Source organism: Pantoea sp. Ap-967, assembly GCF_011752565.1.
GTDB lineage: Bacteria > Pseudomonadota > Gammaproteobacteria > Pseudomonadales > Pseudomonadaceae > Aquipseudomonas.
Genome location: NZ_VWXK01000053.1, coordinates 1 through 25,209, shown reverse-complemented (window position 1 = coordinate 25,209; position 25,209 = coordinate 1). Strand labels below are relative to the sequence as shown.

General features: G+C 65.9%; 23 protein-coding genes and 1 pseudogene. 18 read left to right on the top strand and 6 right to left on the bottom strand.

Features of this window, described 5'->3' with window-relative positions:
* Nucleotides 1-296 precede the first annotated feature (296 nt).
* On the top strand, nucleotides 297-431 hold the full coding sequence (locus F3J45_RS30355; RefSeq protein WP_255432118.1) for a hypothetical protein: 135 nt from the start codon (nucleotides 297-299) through the stop codon (nucleotides 429-431).
* Nucleotides 432-434: 3 nt separating this feature from the next.
* Here F3J45_RS30355 and F3J45_RS29040 read toward each other — a convergent pair whose 3' ends face one another.
* Nucleotides 435-1,481, bottom strand: coding sequence for a LacI family DNA-binding transcriptional regulator (locus F3J45_RS29040; protein ID WP_167070791.1), 1,047 nt, complete (start codon nucleotides 1,479-1,481; stop codon nucleotides 435-437).
* 258 nt (nucleotides 1,482-1,739) lie between these two features.
* Between F3J45_RS29040 and F3J45_RS29035 the strand changes: the two genes are divergently transcribed.
* The 9 genes from F3J45_RS29035 (at nucleotide 1,740) to F3J45_RS28995 (ending at nucleotide 11,650) form a co-directional block, all read left to right on the top strand.
* Nucleotides 1,740-3,944 carry a TonB-dependent receptor gene (locus F3J45_RS29035; RefSeq protein WP_167070790.1) on the top strand — a complete coding sequence of 735 codons (2,205 nt, stop codon included), beginning with the start codon at nucleotides 1,740-1,742 and terminating at the stop codon, nucleotides 3,942-3,944.
* 74 nt (nucleotides 3,945-4,018) lie between these two features.
* Nucleotides 4,019-5,353: an LLM class flavin-dependent oxidoreductase gene (locus tag F3J45_RS29030; protein ID WP_167070789.1), complete on the top strand. Its 1,335-nt coding sequence runs from the start codon at nucleotides 4,019-4,021 to the stop codon at nucleotides 5,351-5,353.
* Complete coding sequence (gene mgrA / locus F3J45_RS29025) at nucleotides 5,350-6,393, top strand: L-glyceraldehyde 3-phosphate reductase (protein WP_167070788.1); 1,044 nt, start codon at nucleotides 5,350-5,352, stop codon at nucleotides 6,391-6,393. The genes F3J45_RS29030 and mgrA overlap by 4 nt, the downstream gene beginning before the upstream one ends.
* 3 nt (nucleotides 6,394-6,396) lie before the next feature.
* Nucleotides 6,397-7,326, top strand: coding sequence for an aliphatic sulfonate ABC transporter substrate-binding protein (locus tag F3J45_RS29020; RefSeq protein ID WP_167070787.1), 930 nt, complete (start codon nucleotides 6,397-6,399; stop codon nucleotides 7,324-7,326).
* A gap of 300 nt (nucleotides 7,327-7,626) precedes the next feature.
* A complete protein-coding gene (locus F3J45_RS29015; protein WP_240158172.1) occupies nucleotides 7,627-8,247 on the top strand; it encodes a LysE family translocator in 621 nt (206 codons plus the stop codon).
* Nucleotides 8,248-8,268: 21 nt separating this feature from the next.
* On the top strand, nucleotides 8,269-9,153 hold the full coding sequence (locus F3J45_RS29010; RefSeq protein ID WP_167070785.1) for an alpha/beta hydrolase: 885 nt from the start codon (nucleotides 8,269-8,271) through the stop codon (nucleotides 9,151-9,153).
* Between the two features lie 150 nt (nucleotides 9,154-9,303).
* Complete coding sequence (locus tag F3J45_RS29005) at nucleotides 9,304-10,167, top strand: pirin family protein (RefSeq protein WP_167070784.1); 864 nt, start codon at nucleotides 9,304-9,306, stop codon at nucleotides 10,165-10,167.
* Nucleotides 10,168-10,272: 105 nt separating this feature from the next.
* A complete protein-coding gene (locus tag F3J45_RS29000) occupies nucleotides 10,273-11,181 on the top strand; it encodes a DNA-3-methyladenine glycosylase (protein ID WP_167070783.1) in 909 nt (302 codons plus the stop codon).
* A 208-nt stretch (nucleotides 11,182-11,389) separates the two neighbouring features.
* Nucleotides 11,390-11,650 (top strand): DUF1652 domain-containing protein, encoded by a 261-nt coding sequence (locus F3J45_RS28995; protein ID WP_167070782.1) that lies wholly within the window; start codon nucleotides 11,390-11,392, stop codon nucleotides 11,648-11,650.
* A 49-nt stretch (nucleotides 11,651-11,699) separates the two neighbouring features.
* Here F3J45_RS28995 and F3J45_RS28990 read toward each other — a convergent pair whose 3' ends face one another.
* On the bottom strand, nucleotides 11,700-11,987 hold the full coding sequence (locus F3J45_RS28990; protein WP_167070781.1) for a hypothetical protein: 288 nt from the start codon (nucleotides 11,985-11,987) through the stop codon (nucleotides 11,700-11,702).
* 135 nt (nucleotides 11,988-12,122) lie between these two features.
* On the bottom strand, nucleotides 12,123-12,437 hold the full coding sequence (locus F3J45_RS28985; protein ID WP_167070780.1) for a hypothetical protein: 315 nt from the start codon (nucleotides 12,435-12,437) through the stop codon (nucleotides 12,123-12,125).
* A 115-nt stretch (nucleotides 12,438-12,552) separates the two neighbouring features.
* Here F3J45_RS28985 and F3J45_RS28980 point away from each other — a divergent pair, with 115 nt between their 5' ends.
* The 3 genes from F3J45_RS28980 to F3J45_RS28970 are packed head-to-tail and all read left to right on the top strand — an operon-like array spanning nucleotide 12,553 to nucleotide 14,713.
* Nucleotides 12,553-13,236 carry an STN domain-containing protein gene (locus F3J45_RS28980; protein ID WP_167070779.1) on the top strand — a complete coding sequence of 228 codons (684 nt, stop codon included), beginning with the start codon at nucleotides 12,553-12,555 and terminating at the stop codon, nucleotides 13,234-13,236.
* Nucleotides 13,233-13,775, top strand: a complete 543-nt coding sequence (locus F3J45_RS28975) for an RNA polymerase sigma factor (protein WP_167070778.1) — start codon at nucleotides 13,233-13,235, stop codon at nucleotides 13,773-13,775. The genes F3J45_RS28980 and F3J45_RS28975 overlap by 4 nt, the downstream gene beginning before the upstream one ends.
* Nucleotides 13,776-13,804: 29 nt before the next feature.
* A complete protein-coding gene (locus tag F3J45_RS28970; RefSeq protein ID WP_167070777.1) occupies nucleotides 13,805-14,713 on the top strand; it encodes a DUF4880 domain-containing protein in 909 nt (302 codons plus the stop codon).
* On the opposite strand, the gene F3J45_RS28965 is transcribed toward F3J45_RS28970, so the two are convergent.
* Entirely contained in the window at nucleotides 14,706-15,299 is a 594-nt protein-coding gene (locus F3J45_RS28965) for a type II secretion system protein GspJ (RefSeq protein WP_167070776.1), read from the bottom strand. The two genes, F3J45_RS28970 and F3J45_RS28965, sit on opposite strands and share 8 nt — an antisense overlap.
* A complete protein-coding gene (locus tag F3J45_RS28960) occupies nucleotides 15,296-15,739 on the bottom strand; it encodes a GspH/FimT family pseudopilin (RefSeq protein ID WP_205299622.1) in 444 nt (147 codons plus the stop codon). The genes F3J45_RS28965 and F3J45_RS28960 overlap by 4 nt, the downstream gene beginning before the upstream one ends.
* A 114-nt stretch (nucleotides 15,740-15,853) precedes the next feature.
* Here F3J45_RS28960 and F3J45_RS28955 point away from each other — a divergent pair, with 114 nt between their 5' ends.
* Both F3J45_RS28955 and F3J45_RS28950 read left to right on the top strand, forming a co-directional pair.
* The gene (locus F3J45_RS28955) at nucleotides 15,854-16,267 is read left to right on the top strand and encodes a type II secretion system protein N (RefSeq protein WP_167070775.1); all 414 of its coding nucleotides are present in this window, start codon (nucleotides 15,854-15,856) and stop codon (nucleotides 16,265-16,267) included.
* Nucleotides 16,268-16,290: 23 nt separating this feature from the next.
* Nucleotides 16,291-16,731 (top strand): annotated as a pseudogene (locus tag F3J45_RS28950) (OmpA family protein); the annotation flags it as partial.
* A gap of 210 nt (nucleotides 16,732-16,941) precedes the next feature.
* Here the strand turns inward: F3J45_RS28950 and F3J45_RS28945 are convergent.
* Complete coding sequence (locus F3J45_RS28945; protein WP_167070774.1) at nucleotides 16,942-17,397, bottom strand: GNAT family N-acetyltransferase; 456 nt, start codon at nucleotides 17,395-17,397, stop codon at nucleotides 16,942-16,944.
* 166 nt (nucleotides 17,398-17,563) lie between these two features.
* Between F3J45_RS28945 and F3J45_RS28940 the strand changes: the two genes are divergently transcribed.
* The 3 genes from F3J45_RS28940 (at nucleotide 17,564) to mnxG (ending at nucleotide 24,995) form a co-directional block, all read left to right on the top strand.
* The gene (locus F3J45_RS28940) at nucleotides 17,564-18,757 is read left to right on the top strand and encodes an MFS transporter (protein ID WP_167070773.1); all 1,194 of its coding nucleotides are present in this window, start codon (nucleotides 17,564-17,566) and stop codon (nucleotides 18,755-18,757) included.
* A gap of 35 nt (nucleotides 18,758-18,792) precedes the next feature.
* Nucleotides 18,793-18,993 (top strand): DUF1289 domain-containing protein, encoded by a 201-nt coding sequence (locus F3J45_RS28935; protein ID WP_167070772.1) that lies wholly within the window; start codon nucleotides 18,793-18,795, stop codon nucleotides 18,991-18,993.
* Between the two features lie 170 nt (nucleotides 18,994-19,163).
* A complete protein-coding gene (gene mnxG, locus F3J45_RS28930) occupies nucleotides 19,164-24,995 on the top strand; it encodes a manganese-oxidizing multicopper oxidase MnxG (protein WP_167070771.1) in 5,832 nt (1,943 codons plus the stop codon).
* The last annotated feature ends 214 nt before the right edge of the window (nucleotides 24,996-25,209 follow it).

Below are 25,209 nucleotides of genomic sequence, written 5' to 3'. Positions count from 1 at the left end.
GGGGCCTCTCTACATACAAGGTCAGGGGCAATCCCTGCCTTTAGGAGCGATCGGCCTCCCCGGAAGTGCTTCTTCAGCCTGACGAGAATAACCTCTCTCACCAGGCCAGACACAACATACAAGGAGCAGGCTTGCCTGCGATGCGCCGCGCGGGCGGCGCTCGATTTCACAGGCGCTACACCTCTTGAGGCAGGTTGAGGCAGGCGCATGGCCACCCTGCCGCCTCATGAGGGCCTGGCTAATTCATCTCGCTGAACTAGTGTGTTAGGAGGATTCTGCATAATCAGGAGGTGGTCATGAGGACATTGGTAGTGCTAGCGCTATTGAGCCTGCTGGCAGGCTGCAAATATTTCAGTTATCAGGAGAGCTGCACAGACAACCCAACCCGCGCCGACTGCGACGGCAGCCATCAAGTCGAACGCCGCAAGTGACCCTCAGGCACTTTCCCGAGCGATCAACTCACACGCCAGCAGGTTCAGCCGCTGCACCTCGCCCTCGACAGGCACGCTGCCCAAATGCTGCAAAACCCGCAACGCCGCCAGCTCGCCAATCTCCCGCGAGGGCGGCCGCAGGGTGGTCAGGCTGGGCAGCAGCATCTGCGCAAAGGCATAGTCGCCAAACCCCATGATCGCCATGTCCTCCGGCAACCGCAGCCCAGCGCGCTGGCCTGCCAGCAGGGCGCCAGCAGCCAGGTTGTCGTTGGCGAAGATGATCGCCTCCGGCCGCGGGTCGCGGCGCATCAGCGCCTCCATGGCCTGGCGCCCAGCCTCGAACGGCGCGCAGTCGGCCGACGGCACGAACACCCACGGCTCCAACCCAGCCTCGCGCAGCGTTTCGATGTAGCCATCACGCCGCTCCAGGGCGCTCAGGTCGCCGGCGGCACTGTTCTGCACGAAGGCGATGCGCCGATGGCCCTTGCCCAACAAGTAGCGGCACGCCTGCACACCCACCTGGTGATGCAAGAACCCCACCTGCAGCGGTGCCCGCTCGGGGCAGTAGTCCCAGATTTCCAGTACCGGCACATCGGCCTCGGCCAGCATCTTCTCGGTGGCCGCGCTGTGGAAGCGGCTGGTCACCACCAGCGCCGCCGGCGACCAGCCCAGGAAGGCACGCACGGCGCTCTCTTCCTGCGCCTCGCTGAAGTAGCTGGAAGCCAACAGCAACTGATAGCCATGCTGGCTCAGGGTGTCACTGAACGCCTGAATGGTCTGGGCGAAGATCGGCCCGGAAATGTTCGGGATCACCATGCCGACGATCCGCCCGCGCGCCGAAGCCAGGCCACCGGCCACCAGGTTCGGCACATACCCCAGTGCCTGCACCGCCGCTTCGATACGCTCGCGCAAAGGCGGCGACACCTGCTCGGGTTGGTTGAAGAAACGCGAAACGCTAATGGCCGACACCTCGGCAGCGCGCGCCACCTCGGCCAGGGTCACACGGCCGGCGCCGCGTCGCTTGCGGGGGGAATCCTTGGCTTGGCTCACAGGCTGGCCTCATGGAGAAATGCGGCGATGTTAGCGCTAACGTAGGCGAGGCTGGCAAATAGCTTTATGGCATATAAATCTGCTTTTTAAGTATTTGACCTGCTAAGCACAGCGCTCCGATACTTGCCCATGTTAGCGCTAACAAGCGCTGCTGTTGGCAAGCGCCTGCCACTCGCACGAGCGAGACCAGACAACCACAGCAACACCCCGTTGGCTCGTATGCGGGCCCTGGTCTGGTCTTTGAAGGCAGTGAGCATCATGCACAAACCGCACAACGCTTTTCCGTTCAAGCAGCGCCAACCCCTGGCTGCCGCGCTCTTGCTGGCGGCCATTGGCCAACCGGCCCAGGCCGCCGAGCCTGAACAGCAAGCCACCGCGCTGGATGCCGTGACGGTGACCGCGACCCGCCGCGAGTCGACCCTGCAGGAAGTGCCGGTGGCCGTGTCGGTCATCAACGGCGAGCAGCTTGAACGCGACAACCGCAACAACGTAGCCAGCATCGTCCAGCAGGTGCCAACACTCAATTACCGCGCCGGTGCCTCGAACAAGGACACCTCATTGTTCATTCGCGGCGTCGGCACCATTTCCACATCCCCCGGTGTAGAACCGACCGTGGCCACGGTGGTCGACGGCGTGGTGTTCGGCCGCCCAGGGCAGTCCACCCTCGACCTGCTCGACCTGGAACGCATCGAAGTGCTGCGCGGCCCCCAAGGCACGCTGTTTGGCAAGAACGCCTCGGCCGGCGTATTGAACGTGGTCAGCAAGGCCATCCCCGAGCACACCCAAGGCTACGTGGACTACTCGCACTTCGGCGGGGGCGACGAGAACCGCCTGCGCTTCGGTATCGGTGGCCGCCTGAACGAACAGCTCAAGGGCTCCCTGAGCACCTTGTGGGGCGACTATGACGGTAACGTCGAGAACGTCGCCAACGGCCATGACGTCAATGGCTACTCGCGCAAGGGGGCGCGTGGCAAGCTGGAGTTCGAACCCAACGATGCCCTGCGCCTGACCCTGATCGCCGACTACATGAAAGGCGAGGACACCCTGCCCAACGGCGTGATCACCAGCGCCAGCAGCGCCTTCGCCAGCCAACTGCGCCCGGTGACGCCCAGCGCCCACAACCGTGACATCAACAGCGATTTCAAAACCCATGTCGAGGACGAAAACCAGGGCCTGTCGGCCCAGCTCGACTGGCAGCTGGGTGACTACACGTTGACCTCGATCAGCGCCTGGCGCGGCTGGGACAACACCCAGTTCCAGGACGGCGACCGCCGCGCCTTGCTGCCGGTAACCGCTTCCCACGACAAGGGCACCGTCGATTACGACCAGTACAGCCAGGAATTTCGCCTGACTTCGCCCAAGGGCCAGTTCAACGAATACGTGCTGGGTGCCTTCTACATGCACGGCACCTCCAACGAAACCTACCAGCGCCTGTCGGTGAACAGCGGGGTGGCCAACACCGGCAGGGCGGACTACTCCACCACCAACGACAGCGTCGCGTTGTTCGGCGAGAACACCTTCAACTTCACCGATGACCTGCGCGCGATCTTCGGCCTGCGCTGGACCCACGACGACCTTGAATACGACCACCGCCGCGTCTCCACCTCGGCCACCGCCGTGACCGGCATCCAGCCCTCGACCGCCAGTTCCGGCTCGGTGGACGAAGATGGCTGGAGTGGCCGCACCGGCCTGCAGTACGACTTCAGCGACAACCTCACCGGCTACGTCACCTATTCACGCGGCTACAAGGGCCCGGCCTACAACGTGTTCTTCAACATGCAGCCGCGCGACACCGAAGCGCTCAAGCCGGAAACCTCCGACGCCTACGAAGTAGGCCTCAAGGGCACGGCGCTGGATAACCGGCTGATGGCCAACCTGGCGGTGTTCCACACTGACTACGACAACTACCAGGCCAACTTCTACGACACCGTGGCCAACCAGGTGGTAACCCGCCTGGTCAACGCCGGCAAGGTCAAGACCCAGGGCGTGGAACTCGACGCCAGCTTCCAGGCCACCTCCCAGCTCAAGTTCTCGGCAGCGGCGGCCTACACCAAGGCGCGGGTCGACCACTTCAACTGCCCGGCGGGCGCCGCTGCCAGCTGCAACATCGACGGCGGCCGGCTGCCTTTCACCCCGGACTGGAAGGCCTACCTGCGCGCCGACTACAGCATCCCGCTGGCCAATGGCCTGGATGTGGAACTGTCCAGCGACTACAGCTGGCAGGACGCGGTGCAGTTCAGCCTCGACCAGAACCCAGACACCGTGCAGGGCGCCTACGGCATCTGGAACGCCAGCATTGCCCTGGCCGACTACAACGAGGGCTGGCGCGTGGCTTTGCTGGGCAAGAACCTGGGTGACAAGTCGTATGCGCAGATGCTGGCCAGCGGCGGCGACTACATCTACCGCTCGGTGCCGCGCGATGACGGGCGCTACTTCGGCGTGCAACTGCGCAAAGACTTCTAACCGCGCCCACCCCTGTAGGAGCGGGCTTGCCCCGCGAAGGGCTGCAACGCAGCCCCATTCAAGGAGACCCACACATGACCCGCCAAATGAGCCTGGGCGCGTTCCTGATGGCCACCGGGCACCACGTGGCCGCCTGGCGCCACCCGGATGTGCCCGCCGACCCGCTGGACTTCAGCACCTACCGGCGCACCGCGCAGGTGGCCGAAGCCGCCTGCTTCGATGCCCTGTTCGTCGCCGACAGCGTTGCCGCACCCAGCGACGCCCTGGCCAGCCACAGCGCCCGTTCGGTGTACTTCGAACCCCTGACCCTGCTCTCGGCACTGAGCGCCGTCACCGAGCGCATCGGCCTGATCGCCACGGCCACCACCAGCTATAACGAGCCATACCACGTGGCACGCAAGTACGCTTCCCTCGACCACCTCTCAGGCGGCCGCGCTGGCTGGAACCTGGTGACCTCCGACGCCGCCGCCGAGGCTGGCAACTTCGGCCGTGACGCGCACATTCCCCACGCCGAGCGCTACGCCAGGGCCCGTGAGTTCCAGCACGTGGTGCAGGGCCTGTGGGACAGCTGGGCCGACGATGCCTTCATCCGCGACAAGGCCAGCGGCCAATTCCACCACCCTGAAGGGGTACGTACCCTCGACCATGCCGGCGAGCACTTTCAGGTTCGCGGCCCGCTGAACGTGGCGCGTTCGCCGCAGGGCCGGCCAGTATTGGTGCAGGCGGGTTCATCAGAAACCGGCCGCGCACTGGCCGCTGAAAGCGCCGAGGTGGTGTTCACTGCCCAACCCAGCCTGGCCCGTGCCCAGGCATTCTATGCCGACCTCAAGGGCCGCCTGGCCGGCCATGGGCGCACGGAAGATTCGCTGAAGATCATGCCCGGGGTGTTCGTGGTGGTCGGGCGCACCCACGCCGAGGCGCAGGCCAAATACCAGCAGTTCCAGGACCTGGTGGACCCGCGCGTGGGCGTGGCCTTGTTGGGCCGCATGCTCGGCAACTTCGACTTGTCTGGCTACCCGCTGGACGGCCCGCTGCCGATGCTGCCGCCCACCGAAGACGGCCAGCGCAGCCGCCAACTGCTGCTCACCGAGCTTGCCGGCGAGCAACAGCTGACCCTGGCCGAACTGGGCCGGCGCATCGCCGGCGGGCGAGGGCACTACAGCCTGATCGGCACCCCGAGGCAGATCGCCGACGAACTCCAGGCCTGGTTCGAAGGCCGTGCGGCAGACGGTTTCAACGTGCTGGTGCCGCACCTGCCGCAAGGCCTGGAAGACTTTGCCCAGCAGGTCGTCCCTGAACTGCAGCGCCGCGGCCTGTTCCGTCGCCAGTACCAAGGCAAAACCCTGCGCGAACACCTGGGCCTGCAGCGGCCCGCCAACCCCTTCTTTGCCGAGCGAGGCCAACCATGAGCTACATTGCCCACCCTGAGCGCTATGCGCGCATCCCTTACCGCCGTGTCGGGCGCAGCGGCCTGGTGCTGCCGGCCCTGTCCCTGGGCCTGTGGCACAACTTCGGCGACGCCACCCCCATCGACACCCAGCGCGCCTTGCTGCGCACGGCGTTCGATGCCGGCATCAACCACTTCGACCTGGCCAACAACTATGGCCCACCCTATGGCAGCGCCGAAACCAACTTTGGCCGCCTGCTGCGCGAAGACCTGCGCAGTTACCGGGACGAACTCATCATTTCCAGCAAAGCCGGCTGGGACATGTGGCCCGGCCCTTACGGGCAGGGCGGCAGCTCACGCAAGTACCTGCACGCAAGCCTCGACCAAAGCCTGCAGCGCCTGGGGCTGGACTACGTCGATATCTTCTATTCGCACCGCTTCGATGCCGACACGCCGCTGGAGGAAACCGCCATCGCCTTGGCCGATATCGTGCGCCAGGGCAAGGCGCTGTATATCGGCATTTCTTCCTATTCAGCCGGCAAAACCCGTGAAATTGCGGCGCTGCTGGCCGAGCTCAAGGTGCCGCTGCTGATACACCAGCCGTCGTACAACCTGTTCAACCGCTGGATCGAGCACGACCTGCTGGCCACCACCGAAGAGGTGGGGGCCGGGGTGATCGTGTTCACGGCGCTGGCCCAGGGCCTGCTCAGCGACAAGTACCTCAATGGCATTCCCGCCGATGCCCGGGTCAACCGCGCAGGCGGTGGCTCGTTGCTGCCAGGGCACCTGTCCGAGGCCAATATCGCCAGGGCCCGGGCGCTCAATGAAATCGCCCTACGGCGAGGCCAGAGCCTGGCGCAGTTGGCCTTGGCCTGGACCTTGCGCGATCCGCGGGTAAGCTCGGCGCTGATCGGTGCCAGCCGCCCTGAGCAGATCACCGAAAACGTCGCGGCGCTGAACAACCTGGCCTTCAGCCAGGCCGAGCTGGACGAGATCGACCAGTACGCCGTGGAAGGCGGGATCAACCTCTGGGAAAAACCCTCGACCGATTGGAAGGCCTGACCTATGCGCACGCTACGACTTGCGATGCTTCTGCTGTTGGGGCTGGCCAGCGCGGTGCAGGCGGCCGACCCGGCGAGCCTGCGCATCGGTTACCAGAAGGGCTCGATCAGCCTGGTGCTGGCCAAGCAGCACCGCTTGCTGGAGCAGCGCTTTGCCAATACCCAGGTGCAATGGATCGAGTTCCCGGCAGGCCCGCAGATGCTTGAAGCCCTGAACATCGGCAGCCTGGACATAGGCTCCACCGGCGACATTCCGCCGATTTTCGCCCAGGCGGCGGGGGCCGACCTGTTGTACATCGCAGCCGAGCCGCCCAAGCCCAAGGCCGAGGTGATCCTGGTGCCCAAGGCCAGCCCGATCACCTCGGTGACGGGCCTCAAAGGCAAGCGTATCGCCCTGCAGAAGGGCTCCAGTGCGCATAACCTGCTGCTGCGCAGCCTGGCCAAGGCGGGGTTGGGAATTCGCGATGTACAGCCGGTGTACCTGGCGCCGGCCGATGCGCGGGCGGCGTTCGAGCGCGGCAGCGTGGATGCCTGGGCCATCTGGGACCCGTTCTATTCGGCCATCGAACTGGAAGGCAAGGCGCGCGTGTTGGCCGATGGCGAGGGCTTGGGGCTGATCGGGCCGTTCATGCTGGGGGCGCGCCAGTACGTGCAGGCCAATGGTGAGTTCGTCGGGCAGCTGCTGGATGAAATCACCCGCGCCGAGGCACTGACCCGCAGTGATGAGGCCGGAAGCGTCCAGCTGCTGGCGCAGTTCATGGGGCTGCCGGAGGCGGTGGTGCAGCGCAGCTTCAGCCACCGGCCGGCATCGCCGCTGATACCGATCAGTGGCGACATCGTCGCGGCGCAGCAGCACACCGCCGAGCTGTTTTTCCAGAACCGGGTCTTGCCCAGGCAGGTCGACATTGCCGGCGCCGTCTGGCACCGCCCCTGATACCGCCTCAACCGGCCGTTTCGCGGGGCTAATTTGTAGGAGCGAGCTTGCCCCGCGAAGCAGGCAACGCGGTACATGGCACCGGCTGCGCCGGTGTTCGCGGGGCAAGCCCGCTCCTACAAGGGCAATGGTGCGCAGCCCGCGAAAGGGCCGGTCCAAGCGATTGCCTACCCAGTGGCAGCATGATTCGTTAGCGGTACAGTAATGTGTATCTGATTAATTTAACTTAACTGTACCGGTCGCAGGGCAGGGCGACTCCGTTAGTGTGTCAGCACCTGCAACGAATCTGGAATGCCTGTCATGCTTGCCTCTGCCGACCTCCTCACAGCCTTCATGCTGTTCGCTTTCGTTTCCTCGATCACACCGGGGCCCAACAACACCATGCTGCTGGCTTCGGGCGTGAATTTCGGTGTGCGCCGCTCAATCCCCCATGCCATCGGCATCAGTGTCGGCTTCATGGTGATGGTGCTGGCGGTTGGCCTGGGCCTGGGCGAGGTGTTCAAGGCCTGGCCGACGCTGTACAGCGTGCTGCGCTACACCGGTGCCGCCTACTTGCTGTACCTGGCCTGGAAGATCGCAACCTCCGGGCCCCTGGGCACCGATTCGGCCAATGCCCGCAAACCGCTGGGTTTCTGGGGTGCGGCGGCGTTCCAGTGGGTCAACCCCAAGGCCTGGGTAATGGCGGTAGGGGCGATCACCACCTATACACCGGCCCAAGGCTATGTGACCAATGTGATCGTCATTGCCGCTGTGTTCGCCCTGGTCAACCTGCCAAGCGTCGGCATCTGGGTGATGTTTGGCAGCGCGCTGCGCAACCTCTTGCAGAACCCGCGCTGGTTGATGCTGTTCAATGTCCTGATGGCCTTGCTGCTGGTGATTTCCCTGTACCCGCTGCTGTTTGTAGAATCGGCGTTTTCCTGAACCCCTGAGTACAGTACACCGATGCAGTTGATCCCCTGGTCCTTCGACACCCGCGAAGGCTTCACCCTGCGCGGCTGGCGCACGCCGGCCAGCGGCAAGCCGCTGCTGCACTTCCTGCATGGCAACGGCTTCTGTTGCCTGGCCTACCAGCCCATGCTGCTGGGCTTGGGCGAGCATTTCGACCTGTGGCTGTGCGACGTGCAAGGCCATGGTGACAGTGACCATGGCGGCGAATTCCGTGGTTGGAACCGCACGGCCGAGCTGGCGGTGGAAGCGTTCGAGGCGGGGCGGCATGAGTACGGTGATGTGCCCAGGTATGCCTTGGGCCATAGCTTTGGTGGCGTGCTCACGGGCCTGATACTGGCCAGGCATCCTGGTTTGTTTCAGCGTGCGGTGCTGCTCGACCCCGTGCTGTTCAGCCGCCGCATGCTCGGGGTGATGGGCGCTGCCGCGCTGGTTGGCCTGCACCGCAAGCACGGGCTGGCGCGCAAGGCTGCCAGCCGGCGCAGCCATTGGCCGGACCGCGAGGCGGCGCTGACGTCGCTGCAAGGGCGCGGCATCTTCAAGGGCTGGAGCGATGCGGCGCTGCAAGCGTACATCGAACACGCCCTGGGTGACTGCGGCGAGGGCGTGGTGCTCAAGTGCCGGCCCAGCCGCGAGGTGGACATTTTCAGCTCGTTCCCCTCGCGCATGTGGGCGCAATTGGCGAGCATCGCGGTACCCACGCGGGTGCTCTACGGCAGCCGCACGTACCCCTTCGTACCGCGCTCGGTAGTACGGCTGGTTGCGCTCAATGCCCATGTGAGCGCCAGGCAAATGGCCGGCGGCCATTGCTTCATGCAGGAGGATGCTGCCCCCAGCATCGCAGAGGTGCACGCTTACCTGAGCGCACCCATGGCAGAGTAAGCCTTGAAGCAATCGCCCTGTCGCGACGCTCACCCGCGTGCCTTACGCCGTTTATTGTCCTGCCAGTAGAACGATACGTGCTGTTTTTGCTGGCTTGTGGCGAATTGGCTTCATGGGTAAGTTTATTCCCATGAAGAGAGGAGCCTTTCCATGAAAACGATTCTGGGCATCCACCGCAGCCCCCACGCCCACTGGGTCGGTGACGGTTTTCCGGTGCGCAGCCTGTTCACCTACGACACCCTGGCCAGCCAGCTCAGCCCGTTCCTGCTGCTGGATTACGCTGGGCCCTATGACTTCACGCCGACCACCGACCGCCGTGGCGTGGGCCAGCACCCCCACCGGGGCTTCGAGACGGTGACCATCGTTTACCAGGGTGAGCTGGAGCACCGTGACTCCACCGGTGCCGGTGGCCTGATCGGGCCGGGCGACGTGCAGTGGATGACGGCCGCCAACGGCATCCTCCACGAGGAATTCCACTCCCCAGCCTTTGCCCGCAGCGGCGGCACGCTGGAAATGGTACAGCTGTGGGTCAACCTGCCAGCACGCGACAAGCGCGCAGCGGCGGGGTATCAGACCCTGCTGGCTACCGACATTCCTGTGGTGCCCCTGGCGGGCGATGGCGGTAGCCTGCGGGTGATCGCCGGTGCCTACCAAGGCCAGCCAGGCCCCGCCCGGACCTTCACCGCGATGGACGTGTGGGACCTGCGCCTGAACCCCGGTGCCAGCCTGCAATTGCCGATTGCCCAGGGGCGCCATGCCGCCCTGGTGGTGCTGCACGGCAGCGTGCGGGTTAACGGCGAACGCGACGCCGGCCCGGCCAGCCTGGTGCTGCTGGCGCGCGCCGGTGAGGATGTCGCCATCGAGGCAGCAGAAGGCGCAAGCCTGTTGTTGCTCAGCGGCGAGCCGATCGACGAGCCAATCGTCGGCTACGGCCCGTTCGTGATGAACAGCCAGGCGGAAATTGCAGAGTCCTTCGATGATTTCCACGCCGGCCGGTTCGGGCAGATGGCCTGAACCGCAGCGCACGCCTTCTGCCACACCACACCTGGTAGGAGCGAGCGCAGCTCGCGATGCGCCGCGAAAGCGGCGCAATCACACAAATCTTGGCATGATGCACCCATGCCCCATTCCCGCTTCCAAGCCGTACAGCGCACCATCACCCCCACCGGCCACACCCTGTGGCTGCGCTACGCCACGCCCTACCACTGGCCCTCGACCCTGGCCTTTCTCGCTGCCCGCTGCATCCCCGGCATCGAAACCTTCAGCGCCGGCACCTACCGCCGCACCCTGGTGGTCAATGGCCGGCCCGCCCTGCTCGAAGCCAGGCCCACGGCGGGCAACCGCCTGCGGATCGGCCTGGTTGGCGTGCCCAGCCACGCGATCCCCGCCTTGATTGCCCGCGTGCGGCGTGTCTTCGACCTGGACGCCAACCCCGCCCGCATCGCCCGCGACCTGGCCCAAGACCCGCTGATGGCCACGCTGCTGGCTGCGCGCCCGGGCCTGCGCGTTCCCAAGGGTTGGGATGCCTGCGAACAGGCCATGCGTACTGTGCTCGGCCAGCAGATCAGCGTCGCCGGCGCCATGACCCTGGCCGGGCGCCTGGTGGCGCGCCATGGCCAGCCCCTGCAAGAGCAGGCGCAAGGCCTGAGCCATGTGTTTCCAAGCGTCGCCACCCTGGCTGCCGCCGACCTTGAAAACCTCGGCATGCCCCGCGCCCGGGCCGCTACCCTCGGCACCCTGGCCCGCGCGCTGCTGGCGCAACCCGACCTGCTGCGCGCCGGGCAGCCGTTGGCGCATGTGCTGGGCACCCTGTGCCGCCTCAAGGGCATCGGCCCATGGAGCGCCCAGTACCTGGCCCTGCGCCAGGTCGGTGCCAGCGACGCCATGCCGCTTGGCGATGTGGCCCTGGTCAAGGCCCTGCGCCAACGCGAAGGGCAGCACGCGCAACTGGCCGAACGCGCCCCGGCCTGGGGCCCCTGGCAGGCCTACGCGGCGCAGCACCTGTGGGCGTCGCTGGCCGATAAATGACGCGCCCGTGACCGCCTGTCGCAAAGTGCCACCATTCGATCGAACAGCCCCCAGCCGCCAGCGTTCTTCCACTAAGGTGCTATAGGATTTCCCCGCAGATCATTGCTCCGGCGCATGGACGGCCGCTTGAGCATGGGCAATATCAATTGGCACCCCGTCCCGCAAAGGCGTACTCACACTCATAAGGCCAACAGAGAGGGGTCGTACCATGTCGTTGATTGGAGTTTCGATGCTTGAAATGCGGCAGATCATCGAGCAAGCCTGTTTGCCCGACCGCTGCGAAGTCAGCTGCACGGATGGCAATAGCCTGACCATTCGCCTGGGCCAGGGCCAGAGCCTGGAGGAGGGCGTGACCCTCACTGGGGTATCGCTGCAGAACCTGAACAGCTGCCGGGACCTGGTGAACCTGGTCGGCCAGCTGCATGCACTGCGCAACACCCACTCGCTGCCGTTGAAGGCGATCGCCTGATCGCCGGCGCCGCGCCGGTCAGCCCAGGCTGACCGGCCGCCCGCATGGCCTACTGCAATTCCAGCAGCAGGTTCAGCCCACCATCACCACACCGGCCCTGATCGCGCACCACGCCGCGGTAACTGCGCCCGTCCCAGACGAACGCCACGCTGTGCGCCCGCTCGACCTTGTCGGGCAGTGGCGGGCAAATGTGCAAGCGCAGGGCAGGGCGCCCCTGCAGGCTGAGTGCGGCAAGCTGGCACTGGCATTCCACGCTCAACGCCACCGGGCCAAACAGGGTATCGCGAACATAATCGAGCTGAACGCTGGCATTGGGGGCACGGCCGGGCATTTTCATGGCCGCTGGGTTCCCGGGAACTGAACAGGCATAGGCAGGCTCCTGGCAAAAACACTGCGTCGATCTTCTTTATGAAGCCTAGCGCACCAGGATGTTCAACTTATTTCACTGCTGTTTGTCGGGTGCCCGCCGTATTCACGGCCGCTGCGGCACTACCGAGGTGCCAAAGCTGTTGCCCATTCGTGTGGCGGTGGCAGCCGGTGTCGCCAGGCCCAGCTGGCTTGGCTGGCGCTTGTCCACCTGCTGGCCGGCCTGCACCTGTGCACGCAGGGCCTTGCCGGCACGTGGGTCATTGCCCTGCAGCTGTTTGCTCAGGCAGTCGAACGCCAGGGCGCGCGATTGCCCGACCTGCACGTCGATGCAGCCCTTCTCATTGCTGGCCTGTTCGGCCAAGGCCGGCGCAGCCAAGCCCAACAGCACTGCCAGCAGCCCGATTCTCACGCAAACCATGAAGCACCTCCATCCAGGTACGGATTGCCTGGAATTCTAGCCCGCGTCGCCATGTGTCGGGGTGAAGCTTTGATGGCCGAATGCTGTCACCACAGCGTCATACACAGGCCCCAGGATGGCCACTCCCGGTAACGGCGACAGCAAGGAGGCCGACCAGTCCGTGCGTGCATTTCTGGTGGTTGGCCTGTTGTGGCTGGCGTTGGTGATACCGGTCCGTGGCGATACGCGGCTGACCCTGGCAATCCCCGCGCAGCCCCTGGGCCTGGCGCTGGACAGCTTCGGGCGGCAAAGCGGCATGGCCGTGCTGGTCGACCAGGCCCTGCTGGGCGGTCTGCGTTCAAGCCCGATCAATGGGCGTTACACCCCCCGTGAAGGGCTCCAGCGCCTGTTGCTGGGCACCGGGTTGGAGGCGCGCTACAGCGCCGCACAAGGTTTTACCCTGCGGCCACTGCGCCTGCAGGCCCCGGCTGCCCGCGAGCGGCCGGGCGGTACTGGCGCCGGCAGTTACGCGCGGGCGCTTCAGCAGGCCGTGGAGCAGGCGCTGTGCGTCTCGGCGCTGACCCGTCCGGGCAGCTACCGCGCCGCCCTGCAAGTGTGGATAGACGCCAGCGGGCAACTGGTGCAGAGCCGGCTACTGGCCACCACCGGTGACTTCAACCGTGACGCGGCGCTGGTCGAGCGCCTGCGCGCCGTGCGCCTGCAGCGCGCGCCGCCAACTTCCCTGGCCCAGCCGGTTACCCTGCTGCTGCGCCCGGGACCTATGGATTGCCCACTTTCGCAAGGAGCTGCGGCGGCATGAACAAACCTCGGGACAGTGCGCTGGTCAAGCTGTTCTTGACCTCCTATGACGCCTTCAGGGTACGCCTGAAGCGTCGGCTCGGCTCCGATGACCTGGCCAACGACGTGCTGCAGGAAACCTACCTGCGGGTCGACCGCATGGAAACGGCGCAAGAGGTGCACAAGCCCAGCGCCTACCTCTACCGCATGGCCCTGAACGTGGCTGCCGACCGGCGCGAGGCCGATGCGCGGCTGCTCACCGGCGGTGAAATCGAAAGCCTGCTGCAGGTGGCCGAAGACCAGGACCCGGCCCGCATCGTCGGTGGCCAGAAGGAAATCCAGAGCCTGCTCGGCGCGCTCTACGAATTGCCGGCCAGGCGCCGGCGCATCTTTATTGCCGCGCGCCTGGAGGAGGCTTCACATCAGGAAATCTCCCAGCGCTTCGGCATTTCCACGCGCATGGTGGAGAAGGAAATCAAGGCAGCCTTGGGGCATTGTGCAACGCGCCTTGAAAGAAAAGCGTTTCAGCGGTTCGGTCCGGGGGCGGGAAAACCGTCTTGATCAATAGTCGACCTTTTCATGTGAGCACCATGCCCCAGATTTCGCCCGACCCCGAGTTGCAGCGCCAGGCCCAGGACTGGCTATTGCTGTTGACCTCCGGCCGCGCTACCCAGGCCGATGCCAGCGCCTTGCAGCAATGGTGCGCACGCAGCCCGGCCCATGCCGCGGCCTTTGCCCAGGTGCGCGAGCTGTGGCGCCTGCTGGGCCCGGCGGCGCAACAGGCGCAGGCCGTGACGCCCCTGCCGGGCGTGAGCCGGCGGGCGTTTCTCGGCGGTGCGGTGGCTGCTTCGGTAGGGGTCGTCGCTTGGCAGGCTGGCGTGTTTAGCCGCCTTGGCGAACCTGCTGCTGCCTTTGAAACCGCGCTGGGCGAGCAGCGCCGGGTGGAGCTTGCACCGGGCATCGAGCTGGAACTCAACGTGCGCACCCGTGTGGCGCGGGAAGGCCAGGCCATTGCCTTGCTCAGCGGTGAGATGGAAGTGCTCGCCAGCCAGGCCGTGCGGGTGCAGGCCGGCGCCGGGCTGATCGATGCCGAGCAGGCGCGCTTCAACGTGCGTGAAGATGACCGGGGCATCTGCGTTACCTGCCTGGGCGGCAGCGTGAAGGTCAGTGCCCTGGGCCAGGTTCAGGTGTTGCCGGCCGGGCGCCAGTTGCGCTTCGGTGCCGGCGACCTGGGCACACCGCAGGCGTTCGACGCAGGCCAGGTGATGGCCTGGCGTGAGCGTTTGCTGGTGTTCCGGGATGCCCCGTTGGCCGAGGTGATCGCCGAAATCAACCGCTATCGCCCCGGCCGCCTGGTGCTGCTCAACCAGGCCCTTGGCCGGCGCCGGGTGCAGGCGCGCTTTAGTTTCGAGCAACTGCCCCAGGCCGCCGAACTGATCCGCGCCGCCTACGGCGCTCGCTGCCTTGAGCTGCCCGGCGGGGTAGTGCTGGTCAGTTGAACGGCCCCAGCACCTGGCGGTAGTGGGCCTGGCCCTGCGCACTGCGCAGGCTCAGGCGAATTTCCAGCCCCTTGGGGTTGTCGGCGGCGGTGCTGTCCAGCACCTGCCAGCCGCTTTGTTCCTTCCAACTGCGCAGGGCAAATGCCTGCACCCCTTGCAGCAACGCCACACCCCCCTGCGCCGCTGCCAGGGGAAAGCTGTCGCTGCTCGGCGCGGCGGCGCGGTACAGGGTGCCACCGCGCACCCACCAGCGTACCCGTTGCAGGCCACTGCCGGGGCCGGCGGCGGCGCGAATCAGTTCCAGGCGGTCGGCGCGCACACGCAGGGCCGGCAGAACCGGCTTGGCGATCAGTTCCTGGCCGGGCCGGGCCGGCTCCAGCAACTCGGTGGTGGCGCGCAACGCCAGGTCCCGTTCCAGTTGCTGGAACACGCGCAGTACCGCCTGGTTATCCTCGGTGCTCTGGCGCACGTGCCGATCCGCCCGGCTGACACTGTCCAGGCCACGCCAGGCGATCAGGCTGACCACCGCCATCAGCAGAATCGCCACCATTACTTCCAGCAGGGTGAAGCCGTTCTGGCGCCTCATGGCCGGGCCACCTGCAGCGTGCCGGTACCGCTGCGCACCAGCTCGATCACCTGGTTGCCACTGCGCAAGGCCAGGGTCAACGGTTCGCTGACCCATTCGCCCTCCAGCCACAACGGGCCACGCGGGCGCTTGTTCACTTTCACCGCTTCGGCTTGCCACAACCTGGGCCGCAATGGGCCATCCTCCAGCACCACGCCGTCACCGCGCACGAAGCGGTAGCCCCGGGCGTCGGCCTGCCAGCGCAGGGCCTGGCCATCGCTCTGCGCCTGGCTGTTGGCCAGCTCCAGCAGCCTTGCCAGCCGTTCGGCGTCCTCGCGCAGGTGCTTTGCGGGGTCTGGGCGAATGTTCAGGCTGATGGCCGCGCTGGCGATACCAACGATCACCAGCACCACCATCAGTTCGATCAGGGTAAAGCCTTGTTGTCCATTGCGCGGGTTCACGGCAGGTCTCCTTGTCCTGCTGCCAGCATGGCCCACGAAGATGATCGCGGTGTGAAACAAAACCGTGAGGTTTGCCCGATATGCTCAGGGTTTGAGCACAAGGAGCGCGCCATCATGTCGTTTCAACGTCTTTATCGCTCACCGGGGTTGTGGTTGCAGGGTTTGGGAGGGCTGGTGGCGGTTGCCGGTGCCGTGACCTGGGCCTGGGTGCTTGCGCCCGCCGCCGCGCTACCCACCCAGGCCCAGGCAGCGGCCACCGCGCCCCTGGCCGATACCGGAGCGGGGCGCTGGTTCGCCGACCTGCCCGCGCAGGTGGATATCCGCGTCAGCGGGGTGCTGTCGGGCCGCGCCGGCACGGTCGCCATCATCAGCCTCGATGGCGGCCCGGCCCAGGCCGTGGAAGCCGGGGATGAGCTGGCGCGCGGCGTGAAGCTGGTGGCCATCGAGCAGGACGGGCTGGTGATCGAACGGGCAGGGGAGCGAAGCCGGGTGGAAGTGCCGGCGTTGGCGGTCAACAGCTTCTTGTAACGGGCTGAAGGGCTGCACCTGCAAGGGGCCGCTTGAAGCCCGGCTCGACCAAGCTATTGGTCAATGCTTTGGTAGGCATCAAGGCCCAGCCGGGTTGGCTGATCGTTGTTTCCGGGCATGCGGATGCGCGGGGGGACGCCGCCAGAAACCTCGAACTGTCGCGGGCCCGGGCTTCTGCGGTGCGTGACTGGATGCAGCGCATGGGGGATATCCCGGACAGCTGCTTTGCCGTTCAGGGCGTGGCGGCCAGCCAGCCGGTCAGCAGCAACGACACCCTCGCTGGCCGGGCAGAAAACCGCCGGGTGGACATCCGCCTGGTGCCTGAAGTCACCGCGTGTGGCGATCTTGCGCCGCAATGCGTGAGTGCCCAAAAATGCGATACGCGAACACCGGCGCTTGACCTACACCACAACCCTGGACTGCCGATCAAGCACCCATCTCCAGGCCAGCGCAGCCCCCGGTAGGAGCGAGCACAGCTCGCGATGGGGCGCGCAGCGGCCCCAGGTCTTCAGCTTCGTAATTCATCACGCTGGGGCTGCTTTGCAGCCCATCGCGAGCTGCGCTCGCTCCTACAGGCTATCGCGGCGCACCTGAGTTCAATGTTCCCTGCGCGACAGCGCAGCCCGCAGGGATGGGGGATTTTCTACAGCACGTGTGTCAAACCGGGTGTTTCATCAGAGCGCCTTGCGCATGAACACCCGGGCAAACCCTTGTTCTTCGGCCCGGTGCGTCTCGACATAACCGAGCTTGTGGTAGATCTCGATATTCTCGGTCATGCGCTCATGGGTGTACAGCCGCACCGCCTTGCACCCCGCCTGCAGGGCGTGGGTTTCACAGAACGTCATCAGCGCTTTGCCAATGCCCTGGCCCTTGCACGCTGGCAATACCGCCACATTGGCCAGCAGCATCTGCTCGCCCTCACATTCCATTACCAGCACGCCCACCACCTGCAGGCCTTGCACTGCAACCTGTACATCGCAATCGGCAAGTACCTGGCGGTAATCGTCGAGCATGGGCGCAGGCGCCTTGCCGATACGCTCGATATAGGGCGAGTAGGCCGCCTGAACCAGGGCGGTGATCGCCTCGACATCGGCGGGTTGGGCCTTGCGAAGGGTGAGGGTGGGGCGCATGGGCAAGCCTCCTGAACAGGGTTTCGAGCTTAGTGTGTCGCGCTGCAACAGGCCATTAGGTATGAGACTGCAACGCTTCACTCCGCGGCTTTCGTATCCAACCACCAGCGGCCCCGTGCTAAAAGCCTGGGCAGAACCTGTTCAATAAAAACAACTGGAATGCCTGATGCCTGCCAATCACCCGCCCGCCAATGGCCTGTTCACCACCTTCTGCCTGGGCAGTTACCTGTTGTCGCTGTCCTATGGCACCACCTTCCTGCTGGCCATGATGCTGCGTGCCCAGGGCGCCAGCGAGGCCGATGCCGGCTCGGTGATTTCGGTGGCGATGCTCAGCACCTTCGTGGCCGTGATCTTCTCCGGCCATCTGACCGACCTGATCGGTGCACCGAAAGCGGTGGCGGCGGGCGCCGTGTTGCTGGCCGCCGCGTGCTTGGGCTTTGCCTTTGCCCCGGGCTTTGGCAGCGCGATGGTATTGTGCGGCCTTGTGCTGGGTTTTGGTTGGGGCGTGTTCTACACCCTGGGCCCGATCATCGTCGCCATGCTGATCGAGCCGGCGCGGCGGGTGAAGTATTTTGCCTTGCTCTCGGGCAGCATGATGACCGGGATCGGCACCGGCCCACTGCTCGGCCGGGCGGCCCAGGCACTGGGTTACCCGGTGCAGGCGGCATTCGTGGCGGCGGCGCTGGCAAGCCTGTTGGGCGGCGTGCTGTTCCTGCTGATGGGGCCGCGGATACAGCGGGCGAAAACCGCGGCGGTGGCCGTGTGCAAGATCACCCCGGCGGCTGCACGGGCAGTGCTTTCTTCCAGGGCGGCCTTTGCCATCTTGATGGTCGGCCTGGGGGGCGCGATCTTCGGTGGGCTGTCCAGTTTCCAAACCTCGTTTGCCAGCGCCCGGCACTTGGATTACTCGTTGTTCTTTCTCGGCTTCATGTCGGCTGCCATTTCCTGCCGGCTGCTGGTGGCGGGCTTTATCGTCAAGCGCGACCCGTACCGCATGGCCTGCCTGCTGACGGCCCTGATGGTGCTGTCGGTGCTGATGTTCCAGTACGGCGTCGATGGCACAGTGAGTTACCTGCTGGCGGCCGTGGTATTGGGCGTTGGCTATGGCCTGACCTACTCGGTGATCAACGGCCTCGCAGCCAATGAAGCACCGCCCGGGCTTACCGCCCAGTCGCTGCTGCTGTTCAGCCTGGCCTACTTCGTTGGCGTATTCGGTTTCCCGCTTTTGGCGGGCAAGGTGATCGTCGAGGCGGGGATGCCTGCGCTGTTGCAGTGGCTGCTGGTGATTGCCGTGGTCAACTGGTCGATCAGCGCTGGCCGCCTGCTGTGGCGAAGGCTGCAGGTTGTGGCCACGGCCTGATACGGTATCATCCGCGCCCGCAACCGGAGCCCGTCATGGCCAAAGACATCGAAAACCCCTGCGTCTCGCTCTGCCAGCTCAACAGCGAACTGTGCGTGAGCTGCGGGCGCACCCGTGAGGAAATCCGCAAATGGCGGGGCATGAAACGCCCGGAAAAGATGGCCACCGTGCAACGCGCCGCCACGCGGATGAAAGCCATCAACAAGAAAAACGCCAAGCGCCCGGCCGAAGCCTGAGGCGCGGCCCCAGGACATGCACCTATCAGGGTTTGCCCCCCTCATTCGGGGAATCCACCCCCCAATTCGCTGAAATCTCCAGCTCAACCTACTGATACTCAACGCTTTCCCGCCATGGCACATACCTTGCTCCACCCCCACGCAGAGTCCCTGTGTCCCGGAGGTGCAGCATGTCGACCCCGTACAAAGCCCCCGTCCTGACTTCACTGCTGCTGGCCCTGCTTGGCTGGGAAGACACCAGCGAAGCCGCCGTGCAGTGCCAGCGCAACCTGGTGGCCAACGTGGTGGCGTTGGACCAGCCGCTGATGTTCAACCGGCTGGGCGCGCAAAACGCCAACGGCATGATCTTCGCCCTGCGCGAAGACGTGGTGGATGACCACCAGGTGCCCTTGAGCAAGGGCGGCGCCGCCGTGCCGGGCAAGGTCACCCTGCGCCCCGACAAGCGCCCGCGGCCCATCGTGCTGAGGGTGGCCGCCGGCGACTGCCTAACGGTCAACCTGACCAACCTGCTCGATTACCGGGCCAACCCCAACAAGCACGGCATCGAACCCGAAGGGCCGGAAGACGAAAACCAAGCTGAAAACGAAGGCGGCGAAGGCTTCGTCGCCGATGAACAGGTGGCCGACCGCAGGGTCGGCTTCCAGGTCAACGGCCTGCAGGCGGTCAACAGCATTGGCGACATCGCCGCCAACACCGGGCGCAACGGCAACTTCCTGGTGGCCCCCGGCAACAGCCGCAGCTACACGCTGTTCGCCGAACGCGAGGGGGCTTTCGCCGCCACCAGCCAGGGCGCCACCTTCGGCGGCCAGGGCGGTGCCGGCAACGTGGCCAACGGCCTGTTCGGCCAGGTGGTGGTCGTGCCCAAAGGCGGGCGCACCTTCCGCAATACCCTCACCGAGGAAGAAATGCGCCTGGCCACCACCGGCCGCACGGCCACCGGCCAGCCGGTGATCGACTACCAGGCCCGCTACCCCCAGGCCGAGCCCTGGGTCAGCGAAGGCAAGGCCGGCAAGCCGATCATCGCCATGGTCGACGGCAATGAAATCCTCAACAGCGAAACCGACGCCATCGTCATGGGCCCCAACCCCGACGGCAGTTTCCCCAGGACTACCTACCCGCTGGAGAGCCTGGGCAAGCGCAACCCGGCGCTGCCCAACCGGCTGGAGGCGTTTCGCGACTTCGCCTCGCAATTTGCCGACGAAGTGGCTGCCACCCAGGCCTTCCCCGGCTACTGGGCCGACCCGGTGATGGGCCATGTGCTGGAACCCACCCGCGATTCGTTCATGATCAACTACGGCTCGGGCGGCATGGGCGCGGAAGTGGTGGCCAACCGCCTGGGCGTGGGCCCCATGCACGACTGCCTGTCCTGCGCCTATGAAGAGTTCTTCCTGAGCTCGCACACGGTGGGCGACATCGGCACGCTGGTCGATGTACCGGCCAACGTCGGCCTGGAAAGCATTCGCCCAGGCCAGGTGCCCCCGGCCAGCGCGACCGGGGTCAAGGCCAGCATGGCGCTGTACCCGGCCGAGCCTGCCAACGTGCACCACAGCTACATTGGCGATTTCACCAAGTTCCGCAACACCCACAATGGCCATGAGCAGCACATCTTCCACCTGCATGGCCACCAGTGGCTGTTCAACCCCAACGACGACAACTCCGACTATATCGACGCCCAAGGCATCGGGCCGGGCATCGGCTACACCTACGAAATCGCCAACGGCGGCTCCGGCAACCGCAACCGTGTGGCGGGCGATGCCATCTACCACTGCCACTTCTACCCGCACTTCGCCCAGGGCATGTGGGCCATGTGGCGGGTGCACGACGTGTTCGAAGAGGGCACCCGGCTGGACGTGAGCGGGCAGGGCGCCAATGGTTTCCACAGCACGCCATTCGCCTTGCGCAGCGGCAAGCCAGCCGCCGGCGCGCGGGCCTTGCCCGATGGCGAAATCGTCGCCGGCACGCCGATCCCGGCCATTGTGCCCTTGCCAGGCAAGGCCATGGCGCCAATGCCCGGCAAGGTGGTGGTGGTGCCCAAGCTCGCGGCCGAGCAGGTGGCCGCCAATGACGATGACGCCGCAGACGGCGATGACCACGAAGGCCCAAGGGCATCGATGCCCAAGGCCATCGGCTCGCTGGCGTTGGTCGACCGCAGCGAGGCCAACCGCAATGCCGACGGCAGCCTGAAAAACCCTGGCTACCCGTTCTGGATCGGCGGCATGGAAAGCAGTGTCGGCAACCGCCCGCCAACCCCGCCGCTGGACATGCTCGACCCGGCCCTGGCCCGGCAGCTCAAGGACAGCGGCAAGGCCCTGTGGGCCAACCTCGACCCCAACCAGGTCGATGGCTGGGACGGTGGCCTGGGCCGCCACGCCCTGGACGGTGTTTCCGCCGGTGGCGAAGCCGAAACCACCACCACCCGCCTGGACTTCTCCAAGGTGGTGCACAAGGCCAGGCCGCTGTACATGCCGGAGGAGGGCACCGACGTCGAGCAGGCGGCCATGCAGTTCCATGCCAAGGCCGAGCACCCAAGCTACGCCCTGATTCCCGGCAGCCAGCCGGTGGCCAAGGCGTTTCGCACCAACGGTGCGCTGCCCACCGCTGGCGCACCGTTCTACGAGCCGTGCATGGATGACCGTGGCAAGCGCCTTACGCAAACCTCGGGGGTGGGTGAGTTCTTCAGTGGCGAAAGCCTCACCGGCTTGAATTTCCGCGGTGCGTCCACCTTCACCGCCGACCGCCCGCGCATCTACAAAGGCGCCAACATCCAGTTCGACGCGGTGTTCAACAAAGTCGGCTACCACTTCCCGCAGGCACGCATCCTTGCCCTGTGGGAAGACGCCTGGCCGGTCATTACCAAGCAGCGCCCACCCGAGCCGCTGGTGATGCGCATGAACACCTTCGATTGCACCATGTACACCCACACCAACCTGATCCCGTCGTTCTACGAAATGGACGACTACCAGGTGCGTACCCCCACCGACGTGATCGGCCAGCACATTCACCTGCCCAAGTGGGACCTGACCGCCGCCGACGGCTCGGCCAACGGCTGGAACTACGAGGACGGCATTCTTTCGCCCGGCAGCGTGGTCGAGCGCGTGCACGCCATCCGCAGTTTCAATGGCTGCACCGAGGGCGATGCCCGCGACGCCACGCCAGCCTGCCCGAAAGCCCGGCAGCACCCGTACTTCGGCCGCTTCGGGCGGGCCGACTGGCTCGGCGCGCGCACGGCCATGCAGCGCTGGTTCGCCGACCCGCTGGTCAACGTGCACAACGTCGACCGTGGCCTGGGCACCATCTTCACCCACGACCACCTCGGCCCATCCACCCACCAGCAACTCGGGCTGTATGCCACCGTGCTGGCCGAACCTGCTGGCTCCACCTGGCTCCACGCCGAAACCGGCGAAAAGCTGTACAACCCGGCCACGCGCCAGGACGGTGGCCCCACCTCGTGGCAAGCGGTGATCCAGACGGGCGACCATGACGGCGACGGCAAGAACGACAGCTACCGCGAGTTCTTCCTGGAGTACAGCGACTTCCAGCATGCCTATGAAGCCGGTGTATACGTGGGTGCCGGCCCCGATGGCGTGCCCAATGGCCAGGCCTACCCAGCCACCGCCGACAGCTTCCGCTTCGCCATCAACCCGCCTGTGCGGCAGAAGGCCGCCAACCTGTTGGAATCGGTGGTCGAGTCGCGTGGCGGGCTCAGCCCAGGCTGCCCAAGCCGGCCATGCCCGCAGGCGATCTCGGTGGATGACCCAGGCATGTTCGTGGTCAATTACCGCAACGAACCGCTGGGCCTGCGGGTGTTCGACCCGAACAAGGTCGGCCCCGATGGCAAGCGTGGCATGCAGGCCGACGGCCTTGCCGGCGACCTCGGCTACGCTTTGCACAGCCGCACCGACCGGGCCATTCCGGCGATGAACCTGGCGCCCTCGGCGATCACCTCGGCGGTCGGCCCCACCGGCGGCACCACGCTGTTCCCGCCCAACATCAACCAGGCCGGCAGCGAGCCGGGCGACCCGTTCACCCCCATGCTGCGCACCTACTCCGGCGACAACGTGCGCCTGCGCCTGCACGCAGGCGGCCATGAGGAGGAGCACAACGTCACCCTGCATGGCGTGAAATGGCTGCAGAACGGCTCGGGCTTCGGCAACAGCTCAAACTCAGGGTGGAAGGCGTCGCAGATGATCGGCATTTCCGAACAGATGGGCTTCATGGCCCCGGTGTCGATGATCTCCAGCTCCGCCGCCACCAACGGTGACTACCTGTACACCATGGACGCCGCCCTGGAAGGCTACTGGAACGGCATCTGGGGCGTGATGCGCAACTACACCGGGCAGCGCGCCGACCTGTTCCCGTTGCCGAACAACCCGCAACCGGTGGCCATGCGCAATACGGTCAACTTCGACGGCATCTGCCCGAAAACCACGGCCAACCCCAATGGCATCGGCACCCGGGCCACGGTCAAGCGCAGCTATGAGGTGGTGGCCGCGCTGGCCAACGACATTCTGGAAAACCGCCACGGCGTCAGCATCAACGACCCGTCGGGGGTAGGCCAACATGTCGGCGGCCCGCTCAAGGCCGCAGGCGGCACCCTGGTGTTCAACAGCCGCAAAACCAGCATCCCGCAGGTAACGGTGGTGGACGAGGAGGACGGCACCACCTTCACCGTGGGTGGCCACAGCGCCCCGCTGCACGACCCTACTGCCGTGCTGTACGTGCGCAAGGCCGACCTCGACCCGGCCAGTGGCAAGCTCAAGGCCGGGGTGCCGGTGGAGCCGCTGGTGCTGCGGGCCAATGCCGGTGACTGCATCAGCATCACCCTGGAAAACCGCCTGCCGCTGGTGATGCCCGACCTGCCCAGCACGGCGGTGATGCAGAACCTGGTCAAGCGCGACCGCTACGACAGCGAAGGCGCCACCGCCTTCAACAACAACCTGATGCGCCCCTCCAGCCACGTGGGCCTGCATGCGCAGTTGCTGGCCTACGACATCACCAAGTCCGACGGTGTGAACGTGGGTGCCAACCCCGTGCAAACCGTGCCACCGCGGGTGGGCAACAGTGGCGCCTACCCGAGCCGGGTGTACCAGTACTACGCCGGCCACCTGGAACGGGAGGGCAAGCCAACCCTGCAACTGGGGCGCACGGTGGACAACATCAACACCACCGCCATCGAGTTCGGCGGCCTCAACCTGACCCCGGCGGATGTCATCAAGCAGCCGCAGAAGGGCCTGGTGGGCGGCATGAGCATCTTGCCGCAAACCGCCACCTGGACCGAAGACACGGCCATGCGCGCCCAGGCCACGGTCAAGGTCAGCGGCCAGCCCGACTACCGCGACCTGGTCACGGTGTGGCAGCGCTCGATGAACATGCGCTGGGCCGATGGCCGGCCGGTCGAAGGCATCGCCACGGAAGGCAACGGCGTGCCCGGCGATCCGAAGGACAACGGCAACATGGCCATGAACTACAAGACCGAGCCGCTGTGGCTGCGCTTCGGCCTGGCCCCGGATGCCCCGTTCGGCCATGCCGATGGCTTTGGCTTCGCCGACGTGCCCAACGCCCACATGGCCTACAGCAACGCCCTGGTTGGTGGCGACCCGCAAACCCCGGTGCTGTATGCAAGGCCGGGCCAGCCGGTGCGTAGCCATGTGCTGATGCCAAGCGGTGGCAGCCGCGGCATCACCTACCAGCTCGACGGGCACCTGTGGCCGCTGCATAACTACCAGGCCGAGAAGAACGATGTCGACGGCTACCCCATGGGCCTGCCGGGGATTGGTTCGGTGCGTTTCGGCTACAACCCGATGGCCATGTACATCGGCGCCCAGGAAAGCGTGCTGCCGGCCGCGCACTTCAGCTTCATGCTGCCCAGCGCCGGCGGGGCCAACGCGGTGCCGGGGGATTACCTGTTCCGCGACTATGCGGCCTACGGGAACCTGGCGGGGTTGTGGGGGATTTTGCGGGTGACCAATGACCCACCGCCAGCGACGGCACCGGCACAGTAACCCAAGGGGCGCCCAGCGCCCCTTGTCTTTTCCGCCGCGCCTGCACGCCCCCGATCCCCACTATGCCCCCGATCCCCCCGATCCCCATGTAATTAAATGGACTCGCCCCCGCCGAGGCATCACAGTGCCACGGTGGCGTTCTAAGAAGCCAACGGCAGCGAGGGCGAGACCATGAAAAAGCTTACGACGAAACACGATTGTGCGCCTTGTGCAG

Excerpts from the sequence above, each read along its gene's own strand:
- F3J45_RS29035 (WP_167070790.1), top strand. The coding sequence starts at position 1,740 with ATGCACAAACCGCACAACGCTTTTCCGTTCAAGCAGCGCCAACCCCTG.
- F3J45_RS28955 (WP_167070775.1), top strand. The coding sequence starts at position 15,854 with ATGTCGTTTCAACGTCTTTATCGCTCACCGGGGTTGTGGTTGCAGGGT.
- F3J45_RS28980 (WP_167070779.1), top strand. The coding sequence starts at position 12,553 with ATGGCCACTCCCGGTAACGGCGACAGCAAGGAGGCCGACCAGTCCGTG.
- F3J45_RS29005 (WP_167070784.1), top strand. The coding sequence starts at position 9,304 with ATGAAAACGATTCTGGGCATCCACCGCAGCCCCCACGCCCACTGGGTC.
- F3J45_RS28995 (WP_167070782.1), top strand. The coding sequence starts at position 11,390 with ATGTCGTTGATTGGAGTTTCGATGCTTGAAATGCGGCAGATCATCGAG.
- F3J45_RS29020 (WP_167070787.1), top strand. The coding sequence starts at position 6,397 with ATGCGCACGCTACGACTTGCGATGCTTCTGCTGTTGGGGCTGGCCAGC.
- F3J45_RS28935 (WP_167070772.1), top strand. The coding sequence starts at position 18,793 with ATGGCCAAAGACATCGAAAACCCCTGCGTCTCGCTCTGCCAGCTCAAC.
- F3J45_RS28970 (WP_167070777.1), top strand. The coding sequence starts at position 13,805 with ATGCCCCAGATTTCGCCCGACCCCGAGTTGCAGCGCCAGGCCCAGGAC.
- F3J45_RS29015 (WP_240158172.1), top strand. The coding sequence starts at position 7,627 with ATGCTTGCCTCTGCCGACCTCCTCACAGCCTTCATGCTGTTCGCTTTC.
- F3J45_RS29000 (WP_167070783.1), top strand. The coding sequence starts at position 10,273 with ATGCCCCATTCCCGCTTCCAAGCCGTACAGCGCACCATCACCCCCACC.
- F3J45_RS28940 (WP_167070773.1), top strand. The coding sequence starts at position 17,564 with ATGCCTGCCAATCACCCGCCCGCCAATGGCCTGTTCACCACCTTCTGC.
- F3J45_RS30355 (WP_255432118.1), top strand. The coding sequence starts at position 297 with ATGAGGACATTGGTAGTGCTAGCGCTATTGAGCCTGCTGGCAGGCTGC.
- F3J45_RS28990 (WP_167070781.1), bottom strand. The coding sequence starts at position 11,987 with ATGAAAATGCCCGGCCGTGCCCCCAATGCCAGCGTTCAGCTCGATTAT.
- F3J45_RS28975 (WP_167070778.1), top strand. The coding sequence starts at position 13,233 with ATGAACAAACCTCGGGACAGTGCGCTGGTCAAGCTGTTCTTGACCTCC.
- F3J45_RS29030 (WP_167070789.1), top strand. The coding sequence starts at position 4,019 with ATGACCCGCCAAATGAGCCTGGGCGCGTTCCTGATGGCCACCGGGCAC.
- mnxG (WP_167070771.1), top strand. The coding sequence starts at position 19,164 with ATGTCGACCCCGTACAAAGCCCCCGTCCTGACTTCACTGCTGCTGGCC.
- F3J45_RS28945 (WP_167070774.1), bottom strand. The coding sequence starts at position 17,397 with ATGCGCCCCACCCTCACCCTTCGCAAGGCCCAACCCGCCGATGTCGAG.
- F3J45_RS28965 (WP_167070776.1), bottom strand. The coding sequence starts at position 15,299 with ATGAGGCGCCAGAACGGCTTCACCCTGCTGGAAGTAATGGTGGCGATT.
- F3J45_RS28985 (WP_167070780.1), bottom strand. The coding sequence starts at position 12,437 with ATGGTTTGCGTGAGAATCGGGCTGCTGGCAGTGCTGTTGGGCTTGGCT.
- F3J45_RS29010 (WP_167070785.1), top strand. The coding sequence starts at position 8,269 with ATGCAGTTGATCCCCTGGTCCTTCGACACCCGCGAAGGCTTCACCCTG.
- mgrA (WP_167070788.1), top strand. The coding sequence starts at position 5,350 with ATGAGCTACATTGCCCACCCTGAGCGCTATGCGCGCATCCCTTACCGC.